This is a genomic window from Haloarcula sp. CBA1127 (assembly GCF_001485575.1).
Classification (GTDB): domain Archaea; phylum Halobacteriota; class Halobacteria; order Halobacteriales; family Haloarculaceae; genus Haloarcula.
The window spans coordinates 1042096-1056923 of the sequence record NZ_BCNB01000006.1; the positions used below are offsets into that span (position 1 = coordinate 1042096).

Below are 14828 nucleotides of genomic sequence, written 5' to 3' on the forward strand. Positions count from 1 at the left end.
CACGGAGGCCACTCCCGGCCCACAGCACCGCAGTCCCGCGACAGCTACCCCTCGAAGCCGTCTTCCCAGCGGAACACGCCGTCTTGCTGGATGACTTCGCCGTCGACTTCGAGCCGCGACCCCTCGCCCATCGTCGTGATGAGGTCCTCGTGGACGGCGCTGTCGTTGCCGGATTCACCCTCGGGAAGGCAGGCGTCGTACGCGCGTCCGAGCGCGAGGTGGACTGTCCCGCCCATCTTCTCGTCGAAGAGGATATTGTCGGTGACGCGGTCGACGCCGCGGTTCATCCCGATACCGAGCTCGCCCAGCTGGCGGGAGCCACTGTCGGTCCCGATAATTTCGTCGATGACTGCCTCGCCCTGTTCAGCCGACCAGTCGACGATGACGCCGTCTTTGAACGTCAACTCGACGTTTTTGATGCGGCGACCCTGTATTGTCATCGGGACATCGAACGTGACGACGCCGGCGGTGTCGTAGGGTGCGGTGAACACTTCGCCGGAGGGGAGGTTGTGCGAGTCGTAGGCCACGCTGGCGGCGGAGTTGACAGCGATACGGCCATCGATGAACAGCGTGATGTCCGTGCCGTCCCCGACGATACGGACCTTTTCGCCGTCGTCGAGAATCTCCTTCAGCCGGGCTTGTTCTTCCGCCAGCGCCTCCCAGTCCCGTAGCGTTGCGTCGTAGACGAAGTCCTGATAGGTGTCGTAGGCCATTCCGGCCTGCTGGGCCATCGCCCGCGTCGGGTGCTGGGTCGATACCCAGTCGGTGTCCAGCCGAGCCTCCCTGATTTCCTGTCGAGCCGTCGAGTACGCCTGCCGCTGGTCGCTGTCCACGTCGGCCGTCTCGGTAGTATTCCGCGACCCTTTCAGGAACAGCACGCTGTCGGCTCGCTCGTACAGCGCCAGTTCGTACTCGGGGTTCTCGGTGAAGGACCCGTCGTGGGCTTGCAGGTAGGCCCGCGTGAGTTCGTCGGACTGGTACGTCGACAGGAGGTTCGCGCCGCGGTCGCCCAACTGCTCGGCCACGGCGACTGCGAGGTCGTGGGCACCGTCCTCAACGGCCAGTACCACGTCGTCGCCCGCGTCAATGCGAGCGCTCCAGTCAACAAGAATCCGGGCGTGTTCGCGTATGCGGTCGTCCATATTCTCATCAGGTGTGGCCGGGACAAAACGGCGGTGGTCCCCGAATTGTCACGGCTGAGGTGAGTGTTTTCCGTGGATTTTTTGCGTTCCAGCGCTGGAATATCCGGTGCAGTACGGGACAGGACTCGTGGCGATTCTCCCACGGTCGCCTCCGAGACAGCCGATTGGCGACGGCGTCAGGACTGACGACGGCACGGGTGGTGTTCGTGCCACGCTTTTCTGTCGAACCGCAACCCCTACCTGTTCGGTCGGCGACTCCTCGGTATGGAACTTGGCGTCATCGGACTCGGACGCATGGGCCGCATCGTCGTCGACCGCGTACTCGAAGCCGGCCACGAAGTCGTTGTCTTCGACATCGACGAGGAGAGCGTCGCTGACGCGGCAGACGCCGGCGCTCGACCGGCATCGTCTATCGCGGACCTCGCGGGGAAACTCGGCTCGGAGAAACGGATCTGGCTGATGGTCCCGGCCGGGGACCCGGTCGACGCCGCGCTGGACGAACTGGCTCCGACACTCGACAGCGATGACATCGTGGTTGACGGCGGCAATTCCTACTTCGAGGACTCGGTTCGCCGCGCCGAGTCCACCGACGCGGCCTACCTCGACTGTGGCACGTCCGGCGGCCCCGCCGGTGCAGAGCTAGGCTTCTCGTTGATGGTCGGCGGCCCGCAGTGGGCCTACGACGAACTTGTCCCTGTCTATGATGCCGTTGCGACCGGACCGGACGGCCACGACCGGATGGGGCCGGCGGGCTCCGGGCATTACGTCAAAATGGTTCACAACGGCGTCGAGTACGCACTGATGCAGACCTACGGCGAAGGCTTCGAACTGCTGGCAAACGGCCGGTACGATCTTGACCTCGAATCGGTTGCCAACACCTGGAACAACGGGGCCGTCATCCGCTCGTGGCTGCTGGAGCTCTGCGAGGAGGCGTTCCGCGAGGAAGGCAACGACCTCGGCGACGTGGCTGACCGAGTGGAGGGTGGGTCGACCGGTACCTGGACCGTACAGGAAGCGCTCGAACAGGAAGTTCCAGTGCCGCTCATCTACCAGTCGCTGGCCGAGCGGTTCGGTTCGCGGGCTGACGACGGTCGCTTCGCGCGCCGCCTCGCCAGCCGACTCCGATACGGCTTCGGTCGCCACGAGGTCCCACGACGGGAGTGAGTTTGCTACCGTGGCGCTTCAGGATTCGCTTGCCGGAGCAGTACTTTTTGCGAGCACTGTTGTCTGGTCGTCTCCGTGCCAGACCAGGCTGACTTCGGCTCCGCCCTCGACGCTAACGCTTGACTGATCGCCGACAGTCACCTCGCCATCGTCATCGTTCCACCCCACTGTTGCTCCGTCTGTCACTTCGATAGTGAGTTGCTCCGCGTTGATCGTATCACCGCCGTCGTGCGTCACGACAGTCACTACGCCGTCTGGTGTCTGCTCGTACTCGAACGAGAACGAGGCCTGTGGGGCCACAGCTACGTCGCCCCCACCGCTACCCATGCCTAACACGAAGGACGCAACTACCGCCGCGACGATGACGACAATTGGAATCAGGATGAGTAGGACAGCCATACCGACACCCAGTCCGACGAGTACTTTCCCAGCGGTACCGAGATTGTTCCACGAATCTTTTAGTCCCATACACTCCCTCATTAATTGAGGTTACTAAACACTGTGGAAATTAATTGCTCCCGTCGAGCACACAGCCATCTGATGGCCGGGCCGCTCGCGGGTGGCTGCGGGTGAAACAACAGCTAATTAAACCAGTATTCCATAGCCGTGCACATGGTAGAACTCGTTGGACTCGCCGCCGGGGCCACGCTCACCCTGATAGTGGTCGCGCTCCACTACGCCAAAGGGACCGGTTGGGAGGCACCGGAAGATATCTCCCAGGAGGTCCTCGAGCAGCGGGCCGCGACAGTCCCCGAGACTGACTTTGCGGAGCCGTACAACCGCTCTATCGGTGGTGGCGGTGCCGTAGCGATTCCGGCTGGTGAGGCCGAAGGCGAACTTGGCGAAGGTGAAGCGGTCGAGGAAGAAGACGAAGGCTTCGACCCCGACGACATCGCCGACGACGAGGTCGAGTACTACGAAATCGAATTCGCCAAGGAAGGCGAGACAATCGAGGTCGCCAACAACGAGACGATTCTCGACGCCGGCGAAGAGGAAGGCTGGGACCTTCCCTACGCCTGCCGCGAGGGCCAGTGTATCTCCTGTGCCGGCCACATCGAGGACGGCCCGGCGACGGACCACATTCGCCACAGCAACAACGACTCGCTGATGGACGACGACATGGAAGAGGGGTACTGCCTGACCTGTGTCGCGTACCCGACCAGCGAGTTCACGATTGAGACCGGCGAGTCGCCCTGAGCAGCTGGTTCGGCGGGTCGATTCGATGTTTCTCATTCGATTATGTCCACTGAGGTGAACAGAGAGCGTGTCCGGCAGCACAAAGAGCGGCTTCTCAGCCGCTACGACGCAGTGAACCAGTGCGACGTCGATGAGGTGGTCTCCGACGAACTATTCGACTATCTCCGGGCGGTTGTCGCGGACGGGTATGTCGGCAGTGGCTACGTCTGGGTCGTCCGGACGCCCGTCCAGGCAGTCGAGCTATCGGATTCGATGGGTCCGACCGACCAGGCCGATGCGGAGAGGGTCCTGCTGATCCTCCATCGCGGAAACACAACGTGGACCGTCCCCGGTGGCGGAGTGGAATCCGGCGAATCCTTCGACGCCGCTGCTGTTCGTGAGGTGCGTGAGGAGACGGCTATCGAGTGTGACATCCAGGACTGTTTTCGCATCGAGCACTGGCGGACCGAAGCCGACAGCTACGACGAGCGACTCCACTCGCTCCGGGCGTACTTCGATGGCCACTATGCGGATGGGAGCATCTCGATTCAACCGAGCGAACTGAACGGTGCGGCCTGGGTGGAAACCCGGCCCAGAGCAGTCGATGAATCACTGGAACGGCGCGTGGACGAGTGGTTCGATGGGTAACTATCGGCTCAGACTGTTCTGGTCCCCAGTAGTCGAACGCACCCACGGCGGGGTCCGCCAGTCGGTTCACAATAGTTAAGAGCGGCTGTCGAAAAAGCTGTAGCGAGGGGCGGCTAGTTCAGCGGACAGAACGCCTGGTTCCGGACCAGATGGTCGGGGGTTCAAATCCCTCGCCGCCCGTGCAACGAACCTGCCGAGCGACAGCGAGGCCGTGAGTGAACCGGCAGCGAGGATTTGAATCAGAGAGTGGAGCGAAGCGGAACGACCGTGGTTCAAATCCCTCGCCGCCCGCTATTCTGCGAGGAACGGACGTGACGAGCGAATAGCAGTACAAGAGCGGTTTGAACCCGGGGAGTCGCAGCGACCGAGCGAAGCGAGGGCGACCGTCTCCACTCGGTTCAAATCCCTCGCCGCCCGCTTTTTGCGACCCACTGATAGACCACGTGTCTTGTTCTACGGTCCCGGACATCGACAGGACTGCACGGGAATCGCCGCAACGTCCTTGGGGTTCCGACACAAGGTACGAGTGTATGCGTGTGCTCGTTGTGGGTGCGACCGGATTCATCGGACAGCGACTGGTTCGTGCCCTGGACGACGCAGGCCACGACGTGGTGGCGTTCTCTCGGAGCGCAACCGAGGAATCTTTTCCCGATGGGGTCGAGCCGTTCGAGGGTGACCTCGGCGATCCAGACTCCCTTGATGGTCTCTGTGACGATATCGACGTTGCGTACTACCTCATCCACTCGCTCACCTCCGAGAACTTCGCTGAGCTAGACCGTCGCTACGCTCGTCGGTTCGCTGACTCGGCGTCAGCTGCGGGTGTCGACCGTGTCGTCTATCTCAGCGGCATCAGTGGTGACGAGGAGAACCTCTCGCCACATCTGGCGTCGCGGCGCGAAGTCGAATCAGTACTGGCGGAGGGGTCGTTCGACCTCACAGTGCTCCGGGCGGCGGTCATCATCGGCCCGGAGAGCGCGAGCTTCCGAATCGTCGACGACTTGACCGACCGCCTACCGCTGATGCTCGTCCCGAAATGGGTCCGAACGCCGTGTCAGCCCATCGGCGTCGACGACGCTATCAGCTACCTCGTGGAGTTACTCGATGCCGACGAGACCCGTGGCGAGACCTACGACATCGGCGGGCCATCGGTGTGGTCCTACGAGTCGCTGCTGAAACTCACCGCGATGGAGAAGGGCAAGCGGGTGTTTATCGTTCCCGTGCCAGTGATGACGCCGGGCCTGTCCTCGCACTGGCTTCGATTCACGACAGACGTACAGTACGCCATTGCCCGGCCGCTGGCCGAGAGTATGCGGAACCCGGTCACGGTCGACCCGGTAATGGACCTGCAGGATGCCGTGCCAATCGACCAGACGCCGATCAAGGACGCCGTTCGGAAGGCGCTTGCTGCGGCGTGACGACTGGCGGCGGCGTGTTCCGGCGGAACCCCTTTGGGCCTGTCTGCTGCATACCCTCGCATGCCTGAATCGGTCGCCGTCACCGGCGGCAACGGCCGCATTGGCAAGCACGTTCTCGAACATCTGGCCACAGCCGGGTATCGAACGGTCAACCTCTCCCGCGGCAAGCGCGACGAGACACACTCGGACGCATACATCAAGACTGACCTGCTCGATGCGGGCGAGGTGTACGGTGCACTCGCAAAGAACGATGCCGACGCTGTCGTCCACCTCGGAATGATTCCCACGCCCGACCAGACGCCGGGATACCGGACCTACGAGAGCAACGTCATGTCCAGCTATCACGTGCTGGAAGTCGCCGGCGAACTGGGAATCGACACGGTTGCGCTGGCGTCGAGTTTCAGCGCTATCGGCGGCGGGTTCGAACCGGAGCCGATTACGGTCGACTACCTCCCGATTGACGAGGACCACCGACTCACGCCATCGAACCCGTATGCAATGGGAAAGCAGACACTGGAGATCGCCGCCGACGGATTCGCCCGCCGGAGCGCGGACGCGCCGGAGACCATCACATCGCTTCGGTTCCCGTGGGTCGTTGACGATGACCTGGCTCAGGAGACGTTTGTCGAGGCCGACCGTACCCTCACCGGACTCCGGAACTCGGCGCATTTCCACACCCAGCGCAACACGCTCTGTGGCTATGTCCACGCTACCGACGCTGTCACGCTCGTCGAAGCAGCCATCGAGGCGTCGTTCGACGGCCACGAGCGGCTCTGGGTATCGGCCCCGGACACGAGCGCAGAGACACCGAGCGCCGAACTCGCGGCGGAACTGTACCCCAAGGCTGACTACCGGGGACCGGCAGCCGACGACGCGAACCCGTACACAGCGCTCATCGACACGTCGAAAGCCGAGCGGCTGCTCGACTGGGAACCGATCTGGAGCTGGCGACAACTGGCGTGAAGCCAGCGGTGGCCCGCGCATTGTTCCGGACGCCGCCATTACCGCGCCGCATGTAGCGGCTGTTTCAGCCGGAACACATTACTAAAATGGAATGTGTATGAAACTAACACGCATGAGTGACACAGAGCAGCCAGCCGAGAGCGGGACACACGATCATCATGACCACGACCACGAGGGACCGGGCTATGCCACCCCGCAGGCGGCCATCGAGGAGGCCGAGCCCGAACGGACCGCGTACGTGATGGGTCTGCACGTCGGTCAGGACGTCGACGCGCCGGACTTCCTGGCCGTCGTCGACGTAGACCCAGACTCAGACACCTACAGCGAGATAATCAACCGGGTCACAATGCCGAACAAGGGCGACGAACTCCACCACTTCGGGTGGAACGCCTGCTCCTCCTCGTGCCACATGGAGGGGCTGGAGCGCCGGCATCTCGTCATTCCCGGCCAGCGGTCCTCGCGCATCCACATCGTCGACACCAAGGAACGCCGGGACCCTGAACTGACGAAAGTCATCGAACCGGAGGCGGTGTACGAGCACGACCTCTCCGCGCCCCACACCGTCCACTGCATCCCTGACGGCGAGATCCTCATCTCTATGCTCGGCGATGCCGACGGCGACCTCCCTGGTGGCTTCCTCGAACTGAACGACGACTTCGAGGTGCAGGGCCGGTGGGACCCGCCCGGCGAGATCGAGATGAACTACGACTACTGGTACCAGCCCCGCCAGAACGTGATGCTGTCGACGGAGTGGGCGGCCCCGAAGACGTACTACCCCGGCTTCGACCTGGACGACGTCGAGGACGGCAAGTACGGTCAGCAGCTCAACTTCTGGGACTGGGAGGCCGGCACCGTCGAGCAGACCATCGACCTCGGCGAGGACGGCCTGATTCCGCTGGAAGCCCGGTTTTTGCACACGCCCGAGAGCACTCACGGCTACGTCGGCGCGGCGCTGTCCTCGAACATCATCCATTTCCACGAATCGGACGGTGAGTATCACGCCGAGCCGGTCATCGAGTTCGACGACCGCGAGCACGAGGGATGGGACATGCCGGTGCCAGCACTGGTGACGGATATCCTCATTTCGATGGACGACCGCTACCTGTTCGGGTCGAACTGGCTCCACGGCGAGGTGTGGATGTACGACATCTCGGACCCGTCGAACCCTCGAAAGGCCGATTCCATCTCTATCGGCGGCTACTTCGGTGACATCGAACAGGTCCAGGGTCGCGACATCGTCGCCGGCCCGCAGATGCTCCAGCTCTCGCTCGACGGCGAGCGCCTCTACTGGACGACCTCGCTGTTTTCCTCGTGGGACAACCAGTTCTTCCCCGAGGAAGCCGAGAACGGGTCGGTGATGCTCAAAGCCGACGTGGACCCGCGGAAGGGGACGATGTCGCTGGACCGGGACTTCCTCGTGGACTTCGGCGACCTGCCCGAAGGGCCTGCTCGCGCCCACGAGATCCGGTGGCCCGACGGCGACTGTACCAGCGACGTGTGGCAATGAGGGCGACGCGACCGAGCGGCCGATGACCGAGGTTCTGCTGGACTGGCGGGACAGCGAGCGTACCGAGACGATTTCGGTGCCGGACGGCGAGACGATACTTGACGCCGCTGAAGCCGTGGGTATCGGGCTACCGTTCGGCTGTCGGACCGGCGCCTGTGGGACCTGTACGGCTCGGTTGTTGTCCGGCGACGTGGTCCATCATCGCCCGCCGCGGGCGCTCAAAGAGCAACATCTGGCGAACGGCTACGTCCTGCTCTGTATCGCCGAGCCGACGACCGACACGCACCTCGCCGTCGGCGCGACGGTGCAGGCCGAATTGGTCCCGAACCCCTGGAAGTAACGGGGAGCCGGTTAGGCCCGGTGCTGGCCCGACAGCGCTTGCTGGAGTACCTGTCCCAGAAACCCGATAGCTGGAATGACGAACACTGTCGCGTGGACCCAGGCGTCGTACGTAATATCGCTCGGCTTGGTCACGAGAAAGAGCCCGTAGAGGACGACCATCACGACGACCCACAGGACGGTGATGACCAGGAACGGCACGGCGTCCCGGACCGGCTCGGCGACTGCTTCGCGCAGTGTGGCGGACATACCCGGATAGTCGGACGGAATCGGCAAAAACGTACTCCGCGACGGTCCGAACTCCGTCACCAGTTCGATGCAGTCGGTTTCGGCCTCGATAGCCGCCGGACGTCCGCGACGGCGCTGGCGTCGATGCCACGCGCCCCGGGCAACGGCGCACCAGACTGCTGACCGGCCGGCTACTGAAGGCTGATTTTATGTTTTGTACCAGCCATCTCCCAGATATGACCCTCCTCCCGATTGTCGTCGCCCTGTTCGTGTCGCCGGCCGTCACCGCACTGGTGTACGTCGACGCCAGGCGGCGTGACCTGTCCCAGCGGTACTGCACCGCCGCCGCCTCTGCCGTCGGTCTCGCCAGTTTCGGCGGATTTCTCGTCGCCAGTGTCCTCGGCAGTGGGATCTTTTCGACGTACTATCGCCTCGTGAGTCGGCCGGCCGTCGCCGTCACGCCGCTTGACCTCATTCTCTCCTTGCTCCTCTTTGGCTTCGCCATCACTGCACTGGCCGTTCTGGGCTATGGACTCACCAGTCGGTACGGCCCGCTTGCATCGTCGTAATCGCAGCCGATCCCCGAACGAGTACCCCTAATTTCAAACCCGGCACGCCCCCACCGGGACGTATGGACGACACTGACTGGATCGGCGAGACGTTCACCAGCACGGTCGGGTGGGACCACCTGGAGACGCTGGTCAACATCGGGAACCGGATGGCGGGCAGCGACGGCGAACGGGCGGCCGCAGAAGCGACCCGGGACGCGCTGGCGGCGTACGCCCGCGACGCTCGCCTCTCCGAGTTCGGGATACAGGGCTGGGAACGGGGTGAAAGCGCTGTCCACGTCGATGGGTCACCGGTCGCGGCGCAGGCCCACGAATGCATCGCCCTCCCGCGGTCGCCGGCCGACGAGGTGACTGGTGAACTGGTTGATGTCGGTCACGGGCTTCCGGAGGATTTCGAGGACGCCGACTGCGAGGGCGAAATAGTGTTGGCCCGCTCGGACGTACCCGACTGGTACGACCGGTACATCCACCGACGGGAGAAGTACTATCACGCCGTCGAGGCCGGCGCAGTCGGATTTATTTACCGTAATCACGTCGAAGGCGTCCTGCCGCCGACCGGGAGCGTCGGCACGGCGGACGCACCAATCGGCGAGATTCCGGCTATCGGCGTCGCCAGCGAGGCGGGCGCGCGACTGTCGCGTCGCTACGCTGGTAACGATGTTACCGTCAGCGTCGACTGCGAGACACCCGACGCGACGAGCCAGAACGTCCACGCCGAACTGGGACCGGACACCGACGAGCGACTGTTGGTGACTAGCCACGTCGACGCCCACGACATCGCGGAGGGGGCGATGGACAACGGGGCCGGAACGGCGATGGTCGTCGAGGTGGCCCGCGCGCTGGCCGGCCGCGAGGACGAACTGGAGACACGCGTGGAGTTCGTCGCCTTCGGTTCCGAGGAGGTCGGACTTGTCGGCTCGAACCGCCTGGCCGACGAAATTGCCCTCGACGACGTAACGGCCGTGCTCAACTTCGACGGCGTCGTGCAGGGTCGCACGCTGAAGTGTTACACGCACGGCTTCGACGCGCTTTCGGCCGCTGCCGAGGCTGTGGCCGACCGCTTTGACCACCCTATCTCGCTCACGCCGGAGCAAGGCCCCCATAGCGACCACTGGCCGCTCGTGCGGCGGGGCGTCCCCGGCTACCACGTGACCAGCGAAACCGGCGGCGAGGGTCGCGGCTGGGGCCACACCCATGCCGATACGCTGGATAAACTGGAACCCCGGACGTTCCGCGAGCAGGCAGTCCTCCTGACCGAACTCGCCGTGACGCTTGCAGACGACTCAGTGCAGCCTGCTCACAGCGATCCCGCGGCAATCGCCGATGCGCTCGAAGCCCAGAACCTCGCCGAAGGGATGCGGATTACAGGTGACTGGCCCTTCGATGACTGACGCGACGCCAGTCCCTCCACTGTCACGTTCGACTCCGCGACCTGTACGAAAGAACTACCAGATTTCTAGTATTTTCGCCCCCTCCCGCATTCCGGTTCTCTGGTCGCTGACGGTTGAATATAATGATTTACTCAGTATAGAAGTAACATATTCCGTAGGCTATTTACCATATGGGTACATGGAAATCGATGGCAGGTCGATTGGTCTACGTACTGAAGCCACACGTGAACGCCGTCATCGGCGTTCGCTGCCAAGCTCCCATGCTATTCGGTCTCGCGGAGTCCGAGGCCGAGCCGACGTGAGTAAACCATCCCTGCCGTCGTCAGTCAACACCAACACCAATACCTGACGCGACGGCCGTCCACGTGCCAAGGCGGCCGTCGTGTCCACTTTTGGACCGAACTTCTGCGGAATACCAGCTGGTAGCGCGTGCTGTAGAAACCGACACCCGGCGACGAGGGTTCTATGACTCGTACGCCTGTTCCACGTCAGCCTTCGCCGACGGAATGACCTGTTGTTCGGCGCGGCGCATCGACCGCAACGCCTCGTCGGTGAACTCGACATCGAGCGTGGGGAGCGCTCGTGCCAGACCGCCCAGCACCTCGCCGGGGTCGATGCTCAGTTCGAAAGCGAAGGCGTTCTGTTCTTCCTGTAGTGGAACGGAGAATTCGAAATGCGTCTGGACGATCTCCGTCGCCGTCTCCTGATCGTATGTGTCGGTGACGGCCGTCCAGAAGTCGTCGCTGTCGGCGGCGACAAGCGGCGCGAGGTCGTCACCGAACGACTGCTGGCGAGCCAGCAGTCGCTCTCGGATCTGATCTCGTTGGTCGCCACGGACGGTGTCCCGGAGCGCGTTCCAGTAGATATCACGGGCCAGCACTTCGTCAGCATAGGTCTCGAACGCCGCATCAGTGGCGGCGTAATCCAGTACGGGCTCCAGTTGGTCGAGTATCTGTTGCTGGTAGGACTGGAGTTTCGGCCGGACGACGTGGCGTTCCAGCGGGCGGCTGTTGTTCAGCAGTTTGCCCGCAACACGGCTTCCGCTCCCGTTTGACCCGTGTAGCACGGCTGCCACGTCGAAGGCCGCGTACGTCTCGTCGACGAACTGCGAGAGGTAACGTTCGAACTCCCGTTCGACGGCACGTCGTGTCACACCCGACTCTGTGGGCTGCAGCGACCTATCCCTTACGCCGATGTCCGCTACCGATAGTCGCCCGCGATACCGGCCGCCGCCCACCGCACCCGACCGCTGTGCTTCGAGGTTACTCCCGGCCTGCACGGACCGCCACGGAGACTCGGTTGGCGACGATATTCATCTCTCCGACAATGTTGTCTTTGTGGACGAAATCGGTTACACCGGCCTCCAGTGCCTCCGTAGCAATAGATTCCAGTTCGGTCGTTGTCAGCAGGAGCACCGGCAGTGTGTCGGGCAGGTCTTCGGCCAGCTTGATACCCGTTTCGTCCGGCAGGTCGTAGTTCGTTACGACACAGTCGACCTCGTTTCGGGCAACGTGTTGCTCTGCTTCACGGGCAGTCGAAACGACGTCGACGGCGAAGTTGTAGCCGCGAAGCGCGTCCTGTAGTTGTGTCCCGAGAAAATCGCTGTCTTCGACTAACAACAGCCGATCGGTCGTCATAGTACACACAAGGGACAGAACAGATTAAAACCACCGTCAGTGTGTCTTGGGAGTAATCGTCACTGTTCGCAGTAACTGTCGTCTGGAGCTTGCGCCTCGTTCTCCGCTGTCCACTCAACACGGCCGTTATCACTGTGCATACCGAACAGCGTCTGTGTCCAGAGACCTGCCCAGCGACGTACACGCGGTGCTGACACAACTCGTTGAAGAGGGCGAGACGGCGATCAGCGACGCGGAGTTTGATACGGCTCGGCAAACAGTTGCCACAGCCGAGACGGTCAGCCGGAACAAGCTCCCGGACTGTGAGTTGCGCTCGCAGTTGCTCCACGGCTGCGAGCAAGTGCACTCCGCGCTTGATACCGACCATCCCGACGCTGCCGCCGAGTATCTACGAGCGATGAACCGACGACTTGCGGCCGCCAACGACGGACCACTCTCCGAATAATTTGGCTATCACTAACACGCAGAACGGCTACGGAAGCTGCTGAGCGACCTTGCCTGATGAAAGCTGCTCTCCAGTCGCTGTCCATCTGCTCTCGATACGCATCTCCTACTTCATTCAATTGCCGACAGTTACCACCGGACTTCCTCTCATCTAGGTTCCCGTGGTACCGAGGCACTGGCGGACCAGCTCCCGTGAGAGTTAAGACACCGAATGATAATACCGTGGTATGTCTCAGCGACTATCGAAGGCCGAGGACACGCTCGCCGACGCTGGCGAACGCGAACTCGTCGTCGGCGGTGACCGGCCGCTGCGGATCTCCGCGGGCCATCGACTGCTACACCACGACGGGAAATGCTCGCGCCCGCACGGACACAACTACGAAATCACTGTCCGCGTTACCGGCGAACTCACAGACGAGGGGTGGGTCGTCGACAAGGGCGAAATCACGGACGTGGTTGATGAGTGGGACCACCGCTTCCTGCTTGAGGCCGGCGACCCGCTGGTCGAGGCGTTCGATGCCAGCGGCGACGGCGATGCCGTGGTCGTCCTCGACCATCCGCCGACAGCCGAGGTCATGGCCGCGATACTGGAACAGCGCCTCGCCGACCGCCTCCCGGAGACCGTATCGGATGTTGCCGTCTCCGTTCGGGAGACAAGCGAACTCTGTATCCGCTGATGCCGGTCGCAAACGACGCGCCCGGGGTCGACATCGAGGGAACCGACGCCGACGCAGAGTCGGGTGACCTCCCGATCAACGAACTGTTCCAGTCCCTTCAGGGCGAGGGGCGACTGGCCGGCGTCCCGAGCGTGTTCGTCCGGACCAGCGGCTGTAACCTGCGGTGCTGGTTCTGTGACTCTTATCACACCTCGTGGGAGCCGACCCACGACTGGTTCGCTGTCGACGACGTGCTTGCGGCTATCGAGGAGTACGACGCCAACCACGTCGTCCTGACCGGCGGCGAACCGCTCATTCACGACGCCAGTGCGGACCTGCTGGAACGGCTGGCCGACCGGGGCTATCACACGACGGTCGAGACCAACGGGACCGTCGTCCCCGATGCCCCTATCGACCTCGCCAGCGTCAGCCCGAAACTGGCCTCCAGCACGCCGACGCCCGACCGCGACCCCGACGGTAACGGCGAGTGGGCGGACCGCCACGAGGAGCGCCGGCTCGACGTGCCGACGCTGGCCGAACTCGTCGAAACCTACGACACGCAACTGAAGTTCGTCGTTACGGGCCGCGAAGACATGGCCGAAATCGAGCGTCTCGTCGAGCAACTCCGCGACACTGCGTCGACCCGCGTTCGTGACGACGACGTGTTACTGATGCCGGAAGGACAGACGCGCGACCAGCTCGAAGCGACCCGGGAGACGGTCGCGGACCTCGCGCTGGAGTACGGCTACCGATACACGCCGCGACTCCACGTCGACCTCTGGAACGACGCACCGGGCACCTGACTGACCTGACCGACTACAGATGACTGATGACACCCGCGCTGTCGTGCTCGCCTCCGGCGGCATGGACAGCGCCACGGCGGCCTACGAAGCACAGACCCGCGGCTACGACCACCTGTATCTGCTGCACACCAGCTACGGGCAAAACACCGAGGACCGGGAGTACGACTGCGCCAGCGCGCTGGCCGACCACGTCGACGCGGCTGATTTCCTTCACGTTGAGACCGGCCATCTCACTCAAATCGGCGCGTCGTCACTGACTGACGACTCGATGGACGTCGCGGACGCCGACACCGAAAGCGACGAGATTCCGACCTCGTACGTCCCGTTCAGGAATGCGAATCTGCTGTCGATGGCCGTCTCCTACGCCGAGGCCAACGACTGCGGAGCCGTCTTCATCGGCGCCCACAGCGAGGATTTCTCGGGATATCCGGACTGTCGGCCCGCCTTCTTCGACGCCTTTCAGGGCGTCATCGACGCCGGCACGAAACCCGACACCGATATCGACCTCGTCGCGCCCTTCGTCGAGTGGTCCAAGACCGACATCGCCGAACGCGGCGTCGAACTCGGTGTCCCATACGCGGACACTTGGAGCTGCTACCGGGACGACGAACCGGCCTGTGGAACGTGTGACGCCTGCGCGTTCCGGCTTGAAGCCTTCCAGCGCATCGGGGAACGGGACCCCATCGAGTACGCGGAGCGACCGACGTACGCTGAGTGAGTAGATTGCAGGCGGGTGTCTCCCGCCC

General features: G+C 63.2%; 18 protein-coding genes and 1 tRNA gene. 14 read left to right on the forward strand and 5 right to left on the reverse strand.

The window, feature by feature from the left end; genetic code table 11:
• Nucleotides 1-44: 44 nt before the first annotated feature.
• Nucleotides 45-1142, reverse strand: a complete 1098-nt coding sequence (locus AV059_RS09900) for an aminopeptidase (protein WP_058994256.1) — start codon at nt 1140-1142, stop codon at nt 45-47.
• Nucleotides 1143-1406: 264 nt separating this feature from the next.
• On the opposite strand from AV059_RS09900, the gene gnd reads away from it, so the two are divergent.
• Entirely contained in the window at nt 1407-2306 is a 900-nt protein-coding gene (gene gnd / locus AV059_RS09905) for a phosphogluconate dehydrogenase (NAD(+)-dependent, decarboxylating) (RefSeq protein ID WP_058994257.1), read from the forward strand.
• Nucleotides 2307-2324: 18 nt separating this feature from the next.
• Here gnd and AV059_RS09910 read toward each other — a convergent pair whose 3' ends face one another.
• Nucleotides 2325-2774 carry a type IV pilin gene (locus tag AV059_RS09910; RefSeq protein WP_058994258.1) on the reverse strand — a complete coding sequence of 150 codons (450 nt, stop codon included), beginning with the start codon at nt 2772-2774 and terminating at the stop codon, nt 2325-2327.
• 144 nt (nt 2775-2918) lie between these two features.
• On the opposite strand from AV059_RS09910, the gene AV059_RS23070 reads away from it, so the two are divergent.
• From AV059_RS23070 to AV059_RS09945, 7 genes are all read left to right on the forward strand, one after another.
• Complete coding sequence (locus AV059_RS23070) at nt 2919-3503, forward strand: 2Fe-2S iron-sulfur cluster-binding protein (protein WP_004958689.1); 585 nt, start codon at nt 2919-2921, stop codon at nt 3501-3503.
• A 42-nt stretch (nt 3504-3545) separates the two neighbouring features.
• Nucleotides 3546-4130, forward strand: coding sequence for an NUDIX hydrolase (locus AV059_RS09920; RefSeq protein ID WP_058994259.1), 585 nt, complete (start codon nt 3546-3548; stop codon nt 4128-4130).
• A gap of 107 nt (nt 4131-4237) precedes the next feature.
• A tRNA-Arg gene (locus AV059_RS09925) sits at nt 4238-4310 on the forward strand.
• 350 nt (nt 4311-4660) lie between these two features.
• Nucleotides 4661-5545 (forward strand): NAD(P)H-binding protein, encoded by an 885-nt coding sequence (locus AV059_RS09930; RefSeq protein WP_058994260.1) that lies wholly within the window; start codon nt 4661-4663, stop codon nt 5543-5545.
• A 60-nt stretch (nt 5546-5605) separates the two neighbouring features.
• Nucleotides 5606-6508, forward strand: coding sequence for an NAD(P)-dependent oxidoreductase (locus AV059_RS09935; protein WP_058994261.1), 903 nt, complete (start codon nt 5606-5608; stop codon nt 6506-6508).
• A gap of 112 nt (nt 6509-6620) precedes the next feature.
• Nucleotides 6621-8015, forward strand: a complete 1395-nt coding sequence (locus AV059_RS09940) for a selenium-binding family protein (RefSeq protein ID WP_058997548.1) — start codon at nt 6621-6623, stop codon at nt 8013-8015.
• Nucleotides 8016-8037: 22 nt separating this feature from the next.
• The gene (locus tag AV059_RS09945) at nt 8038-8355 is read left to right on the forward strand and encodes a 2Fe-2S iron-sulfur cluster-binding protein (RefSeq protein ID WP_058994262.1); all 318 of its coding nucleotides are present in this window, start codon (nt 8038-8040) and stop codon (nt 8353-8355) included.
• 11 nt (nt 8356-8366) lie between these two features.
• Here the strand turns inward: AV059_RS09945 and AV059_RS09950 are convergent, their stop codons facing one another.
• Entirely contained in the window at nt 8367-8603 is a 237-nt protein-coding gene (locus AV059_RS09950; RefSeq protein ID WP_058994263.1) for a hypothetical protein, read from the reverse strand.
• A gap of 215 nt (nt 8604-8818) precedes the next feature.
• Here AV059_RS09950 and AV059_RS09955 point away from each other — a divergent pair, with 215 nt between their 5' ends.
• Together AV059_RS09955 and AV059_RS09960 are read left to right on the forward strand one after the other, a co-directional pair.
• Nucleotides 8819-9151 carry a hypothetical protein gene (locus AV059_RS09955; protein WP_058994264.1) on the forward strand — a complete coding sequence of 111 codons (333 nt, stop codon included), beginning with the start codon at nt 8819-8821 and terminating at the stop codon, nt 9149-9151.
• Nucleotides 9152-9213: 62 nt separating this feature from the next.
• Nucleotides 9214-10542, forward strand: a complete 1329-nt coding sequence (locus AV059_RS09960) for a M28 family peptidase (protein ID WP_058994265.1) — start codon at nt 9214-9216, stop codon at nt 10540-10542.
• A gap of 463 nt (nt 10543-11005) precedes the next feature.
• On the opposite strand, the gene AV059_RS09965 is transcribed toward AV059_RS09960, so the two are convergent.
• Nucleotides 11006-11695 carry a hypothetical protein gene (locus AV059_RS09965; protein WP_058994266.1) on the reverse strand — a complete coding sequence of 230 codons (690 nt, stop codon included), beginning with the start codon at nt 11693-11695 and terminating at the stop codon, nt 11006-11008.
• Nucleotides 11696-11804: 109 nt separating this feature from the next.
• Nucleotides 11805-12179 (reverse strand): response regulator, encoded by a 375-nt coding sequence (locus AV059_RS09970; RefSeq protein WP_058994267.1) that lies wholly within the window; start codon nt 12177-12179, stop codon nt 11805-11807.
• A 154-nt stretch (nt 12180-12333) separates the two neighbouring features.
• On the opposite strand from AV059_RS09970, the gene AV059_RS09975 reads away from it, so the two are divergent.
• The 4 genes from AV059_RS09975 (at nt 12334) to queC (ending at nt 14800) form a co-directional block, all read left to right on the forward strand.
• Nucleotides 12334-12624: a hypothetical protein gene (locus AV059_RS09975; protein WP_058994268.1), complete on the forward strand. Its 291-nt coding sequence runs from the start codon at nt 12334-12336 to the stop codon at nt 12622-12624.
• Between the two features lie 226 nt (nt 12625-12850).
• Nucleotides 12851-13300, forward strand: coding sequence for a 6-pyruvoyl tetrahydropterin synthase family protein (locus AV059_RS09980; RefSeq protein ID WP_058994269.1), 450 nt, complete (start codon nt 12851-12853; stop codon nt 13298-13300).
• Nucleotides 13300-14082: a 7-carboxy-7-deazaguanine synthase QueE gene (locus tag AV059_RS09985; protein WP_058994270.1), complete on the forward strand. Its 783-nt coding sequence runs from the start codon at nt 13300-13302 to the stop codon at nt 14080-14082. The genes AV059_RS09980 and AV059_RS09985 overlap by 1 nt, the downstream gene beginning before the upstream one ends.
• A gap of 19 nt (nt 14083-14101) precedes the next feature.
• Nucleotides 14102-14800: a 7-cyano-7-deazaguanine synthase QueC gene (gene queC / locus AV059_RS09990; RefSeq protein WP_058994271.1), complete on the forward strand. Its 699-nt coding sequence runs from the start codon at nt 14102-14104 to the stop codon at nt 14798-14800.
• Nucleotides 14801-14828: the final 28 nt, after the last annotated feature.